A 10,543-nucleotide genomic window follows, 5' to 3' on the forward strand; every position below is an offset into this window, starting at 1 on the left:
CGGTGCGGGGTCGGCTTAATCGCCATTCAGCTCGGATTATTCCAGAGGATGACTTTCTTGGAGGGATCGCCACCAGGAGCCTGAGCAAGATTTCCAAAGATTACGCCAATCTCCGGTGCCTCAAGCTTGACTGAGAGGTATTCTTCCCCAGTCTGACGCGCGATGCGGTTCCAACCTGCTCCGATTTCAAAGCCAGTGCGGCGGTGTACGATGCGGAAATCAGGGGCCTCTTCACTCGTCTTTGTGGCGTTGGGGACGATTGCGATTGGGGCGTTGACCCGGATGGTAGCAAAGATGCCTTCGAAAGTGCCGTCAGTCTTCTGCGTCAGAGTTGCGATTGTGGTGGCCATGATTTTGTTTCCTTCGGTTGCTCGGGACCATTCCCGATGACGCACGAAGAGACGGCGGATCTGCTGCGGTCAGCTCGCCCGCAATTATTAAAAATTCTATTTTCAGCCACAGGCAAGGGCGCATCTTTTGACCGCTTGCGGGTAAAAATGCCCCCCTTGCGTGAAAAAACTTAAATCGAATTTTCTAAAAATTTCGGGTGGGTCTTACCCCGTCAGGGGTTGGCGGCAAAAGCAGTCGGTCGTCTATACGAGTGACATAAAACGGGAATGGTTGAGAGAAACCGCTGAAATAATCAAATCATTCTGGCCGTCCAATTCACAAGCCTGTCAGTCATCTGGCCAAGCGTTCGGTAGCATCATCGACATGCAAAACGCCCCCCGCGACTTGACAGCCCAATGATCCGGGCGGGTGAGATTTTTATCCGCACGCGTTCGAAACTGCCCTGGCGAATAAAATGCAGTCGTGACATCACGGACCAATCCGGATACCACCCTTAGAAAGCCACTGATCATCCGTAGGCGCGCAATCTTCAGGGAGGACGATCAGCATTTCGCGATACTGTTATGAACGCAGCCACAGTAATTTTGAAAAGCGGGTTGCCAGCGGCGACGTGTCGCCTATCTGCTAATTCATGGATTTGCGTGAATATTGTTTCTTTTTCGATCTGGACGGGACTTTGCTGGATCTGGCGCCGACGCCTGATGCAGTGTCGGTTGAAGGGGGCCTTCAAGCCGCGTTGCAGAAAATGGCCGAACGAACAGATGGCGCCGTTGCAATTGTTTCCGGTCGGTCAATTGAGTTTATTGATCGGCTGCTTCCCGGACATAGTTTAGCTGTAGCGGGCTTGCACGGCGCAGAAGTCAGATCGCATGGATACACTGCGACTTTCACTGGAAATGCGTCATCAGCTTTTAAAAAAGCCCGCGAAACCGCGCGACAATCTGCCAATGCGATAGATGACCTTGTCTTTGAGGACAAAGGTCGGGCCTTCGCAATTCACTATCGACAAGCCCCGCATCACGAGCCACTCGTCGGGCAGCTCATGTCTGATGCAATTCGGATTGCAGGCCCGGAATTCGAGTTGCAATCAGGTAAATTTGTCATCGAGATCAAACCTTCTGCGAGCAACAAAGGCACTGCCGTTGAAACGTTGATGACCATGCATCCATTCAAAGGCAGGCGCCCGGTTGCTGCGGGTGATGATCATACGGACGAAGCCATGTTTCGCGCGGTCAATCGACTGAATGGCGTGAGCTTGCGTGTTGGCCCTCCAAATCAGCATTTTGAAACAAGCGCCACTCTGATGGCTGAAACTCCGCAGGCTTTGCGTAACTGGATCAGGAAACTCGTTGAATGAACAGATCAGATACAGATTTACAAGCCACGCAGTCTCTCGATCTCGGCGTGGTTGGAAATTCTTCGCTTGCAGCACTTATCAATCGCGATGCTGGCCTTTCATGGATGTGCATGCCGCGCATGGACGGCGACCCCGTCTTTTGCGGTCTGCTCAACCCAATTGGCAATGAAAAAGACGGTATATGGCAGTTTCGGTTGGCTGATCAGGTGAGCAGTGAACAGCACTATGTTCGCAATACCGCTATTCTGGAAACAATACTGACAGACAAACATGGCAATCAGGCAAAAATCATAGATTTTGCGCCAAGATTTAAGATGGGAGGGCGCATTTTTCGTGGTTTCACCCTTGTGCGCATTGTCGAAGTGTTGTCCGGTTCACCCTTTATCAAGGTATCGCTCAGACCCCGCTATGACTATGGTGCGCAAGCACCGGAGACGACAAGAGGCACCAGTCATCTGCGCTACATTCTGGGCAATCAAGTTCTGAGAATGACCACAGATGCGCCCGTGGAGTATGTGCTTAACGAAACCGAATTTCTTCTCGATCGCCCTTTGGCATTTATTCTTGGACCCGATGAGCAACTGACAGACAGCGTGATGAGCGTTGCGCGCTTATTTCAGCAAAAAACGCAAACCTATTGGACAGAATGGGTTCGCAGCCTGGCATTGCCTGCGGATTATCAGGATATCGTTATTCGCGCGGCGATAACTCTCAAGCTTTGTTCAAATGAAGAAACCGGGGCGATTGTCGCTGCCCTGACGACCTCAATTCCCGAATATGGAGATAGCGAGCGCACCTGGGATTATCGTTTTTGCTGGCTAAGGGATTCTTATTTCACTGTGAAAGCGCTCAATAGTCTTAATGCAACTTTGACTATGGAAGATTATCTCACCTATGTTTCCAACATCGTGACAGGATCGCCTGATGGCTATATGCAGCCTTTGTTCGGGCTTGGGCTGGAGCGTGAAGTTGACGAATATTCTGTTTCCAGCCTGCGCGGTTACAAGGGGTTTGGCCCTGTCAGACGCGGTAATGCGGCGTGGACCCAGATTCAGAATGATGGCTATGGCTCCGTCATTCTGGCAGCAACACAATACTTCTTTGATGAGCGCTTGCCCAATATGGGTGGAGTCCAGCTTTTCCGTCGGTTAGAGCGGCTGGGCGCAGAAGCCGAAGCGCGCTGGGACAAACCTGACGCTGGGCTTTGGGAATTTCGCACGCGAAACGACGTTCATACGCATTCCGCGCTCATGTGCTGGGCAGCCTGTGACAGGCTTGCGCGTATTGCGCAAAAACTCAATCTGGCTGAATCCTTTCAGCGATGGTCTGCCAGCGCACAACATATTCGCGAATGCGTTCTCAAAAATGCATGGAGCGCAGAGCGCAACAGTTTCGTTTCCACATTCGGAGGCGCTGAGCTTGATGCCAGCCTGCTCTTGATGGCAGAAACCGGCTTTATACCACCAGATGATCCACGGTTCCTCGCAACGGTTGCTGCCTGTGAGAGCGAATTGCGCTTTGGTAATCACCTCTATCGCTATCGTGCTCCAGACGATTTTGGCGCCCCGGAAACTGCATTTACAGCCTGCACATTCTGGCTGATCGACGCGCTTGTCCGAACTGGCCGCAAGGCCGAGGCGCGGGAGATATTTTTTGACGTTCTTGCGCGCCGCAATCACTTAGGTCTTCTGTCTGAAGGCGTGCATGTCGAGAGCGGCGAATTATGGGGTAATTTTCCTCAGACCTATTCGATGGTCGGGCTGATCAATGCGGCGATGGCACTTTCAAGATCATGGGAGGAGGTTCTGTGAGCAGACTGATTGTCGTTTCAAACCGCGTACCAGATCCAGACAAACCACCAACAGGAGGGCTCGCTGTTGCTCTTCATGCAGCGCTGAGTGAGCGCGGCGGCATTTGGATGGGCTGGTCCGGCAAATCAAGCGGTGAGGACAGTCCCGGTCCCTTGACGACACGTCAGTCAGGCCCGATCACCTATGCCCTCACCGATTTGTCCGACCGCAATCTGGCGGAATATTATAAGGGGCTTGCGAACAGCGTTTTGTGGCCACTTTGCCATTACCGTATTGATCTGACTGACTATGCCCGGCGCGATATGGCGGGATATCTTCGGGTAAACCGATTATTTGCCGAGCGTCTGGCACCGCTTATAAAACATGATGATCTTATATGGATACATGATTACCATCTGTTACCGCTTGCCGCTGAACTGCGGCAGATGGGTTTTAAAAATCGCATGGGCTTTTTCATGCACATCCCGTGGCCGTCCCCGGATGTCTTTTTCACGCTTGCCGTTCAGGACACAATCCTGCGCGCAATGACCGCGCTCGACCTTATAGGTTTTCAAACAGAAGATGATGCGGAAAACTTCGCTCTATGCCTCAAGCGGGGAGGTCTCGCAAAGCCGGTAGACGGCACCCCTGGTGTGTTCGAAAATCCCAATCGTCGTTTCCGTATCAGTGCCTTTCCAATCAGTATTGATACGGATGCTTTCAAACGAACCGCTGAAACGCTCAATAACAGCGCTACTTTACAGCGTTTTCGCACTTCGCTCGAAGGCCGCGATCTCATCGTTGGGGTTGATCGGTTAGATTATACAAAAGGGCTTCCCGAACGCTTAACAGGCTATCGACGCTTTCTTGAAGTGAACCCCGCCTGGCATGGAAAGGTAACCTACCTGCAAGTAACACCCAAAAGCCGATCGGGTGTTGATGAATATGACGCCCTGCAACGTGAAGTCGCCGAGATCGCCGGACATATCAACGGTACAATGGGACGTTTGGACTGGACCCCCGTCCGCTATGTGAACCGCGCGTTTAGTCAAAGTGTTTTGGCGGCTATCTACCGTATGGGGAAAGTAGGTCTTGTGACACCTTTGCGGGACGGTATGAACCTTGTCGCAAAAGAATATGTTGTCGCACAGAACCCTGAAGACCCCGGCGTGCTTATTCTATCGCGCTTTGCTGGCGCCGCACATGAACTGCGAGGCGGCGCTTTGCTGGTTAACCCTTATGATGTGGAAAGTATCGCTGATGCTATCGGTCGAGCGGTATCTATGCCATTGGATCAGAGACAAGAACGGCATACCACAATGTTCAAAACAATTGAGCAGAATAATGTCTTCACCTGGTGTAAAAATTACCTGACGGCACTTCAGGAGCTGCTCTAAGCTCATACTCCATTTACTGAATGAGAATAGAAACCTCAATGATCAGATATGCAAATAGAGACACGATGAACGGGGCCATTCCGCGTCTGAGTGTCCTGACGCACCAGATCGCCATTTTGCTTGTTCAATGAAGATGACACATTCGCTTGGCTGCTTGCAAATTAATCTTCTGAGCACGCCTGCCGGGTTTGACCTTGTTGAAGATTACCTCGACCGCATCGAATGTGGCGTTTATGCATGACGCCTTTACCACTCACGCTCGGTGGGAGTGAGCTTATGGCATGGCGGCTTGATGAGGCAATTCGCGCACCCACATGGTATAGCGGCGAAGGTGCCTGTCGTGTTGGTGGACGATGGAATAGCAAAGGTAACCGTGCGGTCTAAGGAATAACACCATTCTCAGCTATTAAAACGTCACCTTAGGTGAAAATTGATCCTTTGGATTAGTTTGATAAGGAGAAATGGCGCTTACGCGCCATCTCCCTTGATCTGCCAAACCGGTATGCCAAACTGACGCGCTTTATCGGCGAGATTACCGGTGATGCCTGAACCCGGAAAGACAATGACGCCCGCTGGCATGACCGACAACATATCATCATTGCGGCGGAAGGGAGCGGCTTTGGCATGACGGTTCCAATTCGGCTTGAAAGCAATCTGTGTCACCTTGCGCGCATCGGCCCAGCAAGCGGCGATGCGCTCTGCGCCTTTTGCTGATCCGCCATGGAGCAGCACCATGTCTGGATGTTTTTCACGGGTCTTATCGAGGGTTGTCCAGATCCGCTCGTGATCATTATAATCCATGCCTCCGCCAAAGACGATTTTCGTTCCGGCAGGGATCAGAACTTCGGTTTCAGCTCGACGTCTGGCAGATAAAAAGTCCCGGCTGTCGATCATTGCCGCTGTCATATTGGCATGACTGACCTTTGAACCGGTCCGTGGTCGCCAGGCTGATCCGGTTTGTGCCTCAAACAGGTCAGCTGCATGATCACGCATGAACTCAAAGGCGTTGCGGCGCTCAAGATGTGTCATGCCCTCAGCAATAAGGCGCTCAAGTTCGACGCTTTTAACTTCCGAGCCGTCCTGCTCACCCTGAGCGTTGCGTTGCGCATCCTCATTGCGCTGTAGCTCACGTTGGATACGTTCTCCGGCGCGATGAAACAAATTGACCGTCGACCACAGCAGGTCATCGAGATCGGGTTCCAACCGCGTGTCCCCGACCATCCCGGCGAATGCATCGAACATCGTAGCCAGTGCTGAATGGACGACGTGCTCTTCGGGCAAAGGCCGGGGGTCAGGTTCGTCCTGGTGAGGACGATAGCCGTAAATCTGCATCTCATGAATGACGCGGTCGGTCGGTGAGGATGCATGGTTAGGCTCAAATGCATCGTTGAAAGGAAGGGAAAGGTTCATGATGATCTCCGTGGGGTTGGCGCCGCGCTTCTCGCGGCCTGACAGCGATCCCTCTCCATGCAGTGGGTGGCCGGAACCGCAGTGCAAAGCGCTGCGGCCTAGCAAAGCGCCGGGCGGCGGAAGGAGGGTTTCTTGCTTCGCGAGGAATGGCTGACTGCAAAGCAGTCAGACAGGGGAAGAAACCAGACTGACCCGCTGAAGGCCAACCCACAGCATGGTAAGGGTCGCCTTCTGGCAGATCGCAAGCGCGCGCTTAACGCCAAACGTGAGAAACAGAAGAAGCTCCCTTCTCGGCTATGGAGGGCGCCACCATGTTTCATCAACAAACAACAGTCACTCAGGCAGAAAAGCGTCTCTATCCTCAGGGGCGAGTTGAGCTTTTAGGTTTGCTATTAGACGGTCCGCACCTAGCTGGCGCAGATCTTCGTTAAAATCGCCGAGTTCAGATTGCAGGACAAGCGGCAGTATCCCGCATTCCTGCGCGCGTCGGCTCAACCCTTGAATACCGAGCCTGCCAGCAGCATCAGCATCTGCTGCAATATAGAGACGCACGCATTCAGCTGGGGGCTGGAATGCAGCGAGGTGATTGGCGGTGAGCGCTGCAACCATTGGCATGCCTGGCATGACATCTGCGAGGGACAAAATGCTTTCCAGGCCCTCACCTGCGGCCATGACCACCCTTGGGCTTCGATCCGAACAATTGAAACGGACGCCATTGCCTATAAGGCCGCCAAGAGCGCGGCGGGGAGTGTCGACGTCAGCCTTTCCAACGTCATCTGAACCCAATCCAGTTTGGGAAAGATAGGTACGGTGAACGCCGGTAATTGTCCCGGCATGGTTGGTTACGGCCGCGATCAATGCTGGATAGCTGCTCGTCCGCCCCGTTGCAAAATCCCGGTAATAACAAGCATGGTGAAATCGCAAGGCTGGATGCGTCGATCCACGAAAAATGCTGCGTTGACATAGATAACGATCAGCCATAGTGCCGGACAACGGCTGTGTCAGGCCGTACAACCGACGCGCGCGCTCATCTGCCGATATGAAAACGCGCTGATCGGCTATTATATCGCTACTTTGGGTGAATCCTGGTTGCAGCTTATGTGGCCCAAAGTTCGGTTGGTTGAGAAAGCGCCTGACCTCATCCGCTACATCATGAAAATCCACCAAGCCGCAAGTTTCCCGAACCAGATCAAGCATGTCGCCATATTGCGCCGTTGCTGCATCTGCCCACCGACCCCTCCTTTTACCCGTCAGGTGCACATAGAGGGATCGGCCTTTATTATTACTAATATCACCCGCGATCCAGTAATTGCCTGCTTTATGGCCTGCAGACAAATAATGACGGCAAACCGCCTCGGCATCACGCGCGAGGCAATCTGCAAGTTCCTGAGCTGAACTGTTGGTCATCATACTCGACCCGTCACATCAATAATAACGGGTCTGACGACAAGCCCTGCGAATCCGATCCGCCAAAGCAATCAATCCGGACATCGCGTAACTGATGCGATCGTATCTTCTTGCCACCGTCGAGAAACGTCAAAATTACATGGCCTGCACGGATGATTTTATCCGCGCGCGCAGCGTAATCGGTGGAAATGGCTTGGTTTGAAACGGCGCTTAACCTTGGAGAAGAGATCACGATCATGGGAAATCCTATCGAGAGCGGATAAGGACCGGCCATGCCGGACGCTCTCTAAGTCCAGCAAGCCACTCTTCCCCGGCCCTTCTCTCCCTCTGGCAATCAACGCAGATAAATCAAGCCGGTGCATACGTGCTTTCCGTCAAGAAACATAAAAAAAACAAAGCCGCCTATTTAGAGAGATCCATGCGCTCGACCAGATTTGGTTCTTTAAGCTGCCCGGCGGCTAAAAGTATTCGCAAGTGGTCCTCATGGCTGAGATTTTGAACTTCATATCCCTGTGATTGGGCAGCTTCAATTATCCCTTCCAGAGTTGGATATTGCTCTAAAAGAGTTCCAAGCCAAATATCAAAGTCCTCATAATCAACATGATCTCGAAGAAAGCCTTGCAAGAAAAACGTGCGCAGCGGTGCATAATATCCGATGAAAGCTTGTTCATCAGTTTCACCGTTTTTGGTCATGCAAATTTGAATGCGAGCCATCTGATCAACCTTATTTTGTTTATGAAAATGCATTTTAGCTCGACTTAATTCGAGCCCATTATAATTTTCCATCAAAGCGGATTTAACGATTCTGGTGGCTGAATTTGGCCAGAATATGAACCCTATAAATGTTGTCAGCGGATCACCGCTTTCGATGAAGGACTGAATCGTTTCTTTGACCGGCACCGTTACTTCAACGTGAGTGCCGACGTAACATGGTTTTTACCACAGTTTCTGTGCAGATTTCAGACAAGCGAATTCGCGCCACATGTTGTTGGCGGTTTGTCGTAAGGCACGATGATCCGCACAGATCAATTGGTTGCAGACACTAAGACCCAATTCACGTTTGGCAGCGGCGTAAGGACGTAGTTTGTAGGTGACCATAACCTATAGTGCGTAGCCTTGAGCAGAGAGCCAAGATTAAGGTAACGGTGCCGAGACAACATCACCATGCATCTTTCGGTCGTTTTTCCAACAACAATAAATGGTATGAAGTCCTGTTCTGGAAAACTCACAGCTGAGAGGGAAGAGAGTAAATTTGCCAGAAGTTGCGATCATCTACCTGCAGCGATCGCAAAAAAATATAGCGGTAAATCTTTGCAGTCTCTCTCTTACGCTCATGGGTGTTTGGTTTTTTGCACCCCGTAATATTGATATTTTTTTCGTAATGGAATTTTATGGATTGAATATAGAAATAATCATCTGGGAATATTTGACATCGCGTCCGTTACACCCTGAAGAGTTGTATTGATTGTCGTATTTTTCTTTCCTGCCTCTTTGAAAGATATTACCACTTCAGAACCTTTTTCAAGGTGCTTTCTCAAGATTGGCCCGACAGGTTGCGTGGCCAAACAAATGTTTTCATCACAAGCGGTCGTCTTAATATCTACAGGCTTCTTCTCTCCGGTAAGTCTTAATTGAATGACACGGTTAGCACCAAGTGCTGCCGGTGCACGAAGAATAAATACTGGCTTTCCGCCCTCCGTGCCAACGAGTGACCAACTAAATACAAATGAATCTTCCGCATCTTCAATATTTTGGGTCACATTACATATGCGTTGCTTTTTCATGGCATCTTCGTCACATATCAACGTCCAAAACTCGAATGGGGTAATCGTTCGTCTGTATAATCCGTATGAAGCTCCCTTTGGTAGCGAAACTTCTGATTGCTTTATCCTATAAGAGGAAGCGTCGGATTGTGCGATATTGATAAATATGCACCCTACAATGCATCCGATTATGTGTAGAATTTTAGCAATCTTAGTTTCGCTACCCATAGTATTTTCCTTAGTTAAAAGTCCAACTCATTCCTGCACCAACACCCCAGTGCCCCCCCGCCGTTGTTGCTGTCAAATTGGTACGAAGACGACCAGTTTCCGAAGTGTAGCCTGCACCGAAAGCGAAGGCACCTTCACTTCGCCAGAACCCAGCGCCAACTGCCGCACTGAATTTTCCAGGCCTGTCGTCATACCGAAGCGATGAAGCCGCGAGGCCAATAGCCGCTGCCTGCCTGGCTTCCTTTCTAACGTCACCGATTTTGCCATTGAGTACACCGAATTTTTCATCAGTATACTGTTGAGCTTCTCCAAACTTCTCGTCAGTATAGGAATTTGATTTTGTAAACTGTTGGTCGGTGTAACTATTTGCCGTCTTAATTGTGTTAACAGAAACTTGGTCTGTATAAGAGTACGAATTCTTAACAGATGAGGCGACGCCTTCTTTAAGCTGACCAACATTGACCGCATCATTCTTTTGAACCCCTGCTTCCACATTGGAAAGAATAACGGGGCTATTTGGATCTCCACCAGTTAATGTTACTTTGTTGGACTTTTTCCCGTTCTCATCAAGATCGTATTTGACTGCACGATCATCAAGCTTCTTTATCTCTTCGTTATTTTCGTCAGCTTTTTCCATAGCATTGTTGAGCTGCGAACCATTAACCGCATCTTTAGATGTCGCGCTAACCTCACCATCCGCAATACCGGTAAGTTTTTTGTTGCCTGCATTGATACCGTCGGTGGTGACTTTTACTCCGCCTTCCAGCTCCAGGCCCTTATCGGTGAGTTTAACATCTTTGCCAACCCGCACGCCCGCATCGCTCACAGAGGTCTTGCCAG

General features: G+C 50.7%; 11 protein-coding genes and 1 pseudogene. 5 read left to right on the forward strand and 7 right to left on the reverse strand.

Going from position 1 to position 10,543, the window contains the following annotated elements; translation table 11 throughout:
* Positions 1–26: 26 nt before the first annotated feature.
* On the reverse strand, positions 27–350 hold the full coding sequence (locus ACOZHT_RS20145) for a DUF736 domain-containing protein (RefSeq protein WP_421566375.1): 324 nt from the start codon (positions 348–350) through the stop codon (positions 27–29).
* Positions 351–386: 36 nt separating this feature from the next.
* On the opposite strand from ACOZHT_RS20145, the gene ACOZHT_RS20150 reads away from it, so the two are divergent.
* The 5 genes and pseudogenes from ACOZHT_RS20150 to ACOZHT_RS20170 form a co-directional block, all read left to right on the forward strand.
* Positions 387–524, forward strand: coding sequence for a hypothetical protein (locus tag ACOZHT_RS20150; RefSeq protein WP_421566376.1), 138 nt, complete (start codon positions 387–389; stop codon positions 522–524).
* 458 nt (positions 525–982) lie between these two features.
* Entirely contained in the window at positions 983–1,708 is a 726-nt protein-coding gene (gene otsB / locus ACOZHT_RS20155; RefSeq protein WP_421566377.1) for a trehalose-phosphatase, read from the forward strand.
* Complete coding sequence (locus tag ACOZHT_RS20160) at positions 1,705–3,519, forward strand: glycoside hydrolase family 15 protein (protein ID WP_421566378.1); 1,815 nt, start codon at positions 1,705–1,707, stop codon at positions 3,517–3,519. The genes otsB and ACOZHT_RS20160 overlap by 4 nt, the downstream gene beginning before the upstream one ends.
* Positions 3,516–4,895: an alpha,alpha-trehalose-phosphate synthase (UDP-forming) gene (gene otsA, locus ACOZHT_RS20165; protein WP_339515155.1), complete on the forward strand. Its 1,380-nt coding sequence runs from the start codon at positions 3,516–3,518 to the stop codon at positions 4,893–4,895. The genes ACOZHT_RS20160 and otsA overlap by 4 nt, the downstream gene beginning before the upstream one ends.
* Before the next feature lie 237 nt (positions 4,896–5,132).
* Positions 5,133–5,276 (forward strand): annotated as a pseudogene (locus ACOZHT_RS20170) (RES domain-containing protein); the annotation flags it as partial.
* 87 nt (positions 5,277–5,363) lie between these two features.
* Here ACOZHT_RS20170 and ACOZHT_RS20175 read toward each other — a convergent pair.
* The 6 genes from ACOZHT_RS20175 to ACOZHT_RS20200 form a co-directional block, all read right to left on the reverse strand.
* Positions 5,364–6,305, reverse strand: coding sequence for a DUF2493 domain-containing protein (locus tag ACOZHT_RS20175; protein ID WP_339515156.1), 942 nt, complete (start codon positions 6,303–6,305; stop codon positions 5,364–5,366).
* A gap of 333 nt (positions 6,306–6,638) precedes the next feature.
* Positions 6,639–7,715 (reverse strand): DUF7146 domain-containing protein, encoded by a 1,077-nt coding sequence (locus ACOZHT_RS20180; protein WP_421566379.1) that lies wholly within the window; start codon positions 7,713–7,715, stop codon positions 6,639–6,641.
* Positions 7,716–7,725: 10 nt separating this feature from the next.
* Entirely contained in the window at positions 7,726–7,986 is a 261-nt protein-coding gene (locus tag ACOZHT_RS20185) for a hypothetical protein (protein ID WP_339515158.1), read from the reverse strand.
* A gap of 128 nt (positions 7,987–8,114) precedes the next feature.
* Positions 8,115–8,612 (reverse strand): hypothetical protein, encoded by a 498-nt coding sequence (locus ACOZHT_RS20190; protein ID WP_339515160.1) that lies wholly within the window; start codon positions 8,610–8,612, stop codon positions 8,115–8,117.
* 512 nt (positions 8,613–9,124) lie between these two features.
* Positions 9,125–9,703 carry an invasion associated locus B family protein gene (locus tag ACOZHT_RS20195; RefSeq protein ID WP_339515162.1) on the reverse strand — a complete coding sequence of 193 codons (579 nt, stop codon included), beginning with the start codon at positions 9,701–9,703 and terminating at the stop codon, positions 9,125–9,127.
* A 10-nt stretch (positions 9,704–9,713) separates the two neighbouring features.
* On the reverse strand, positions 9,714–10,543 hold an 830-nt coding region (locus tag ACOZHT_RS20200), incomplete at its 5' end, for a YadA-like family protein (RefSeq protein ID WP_421566380.1).

The organism is Ochrobactrum sp. EDr1-4, assembly GCF_049199085.1.
Taxonomy (GTDB): Bacteria; Pseudomonadota; Alphaproteobacteria; order Rhizobiales; family Rhizobiaceae; genus Brucella.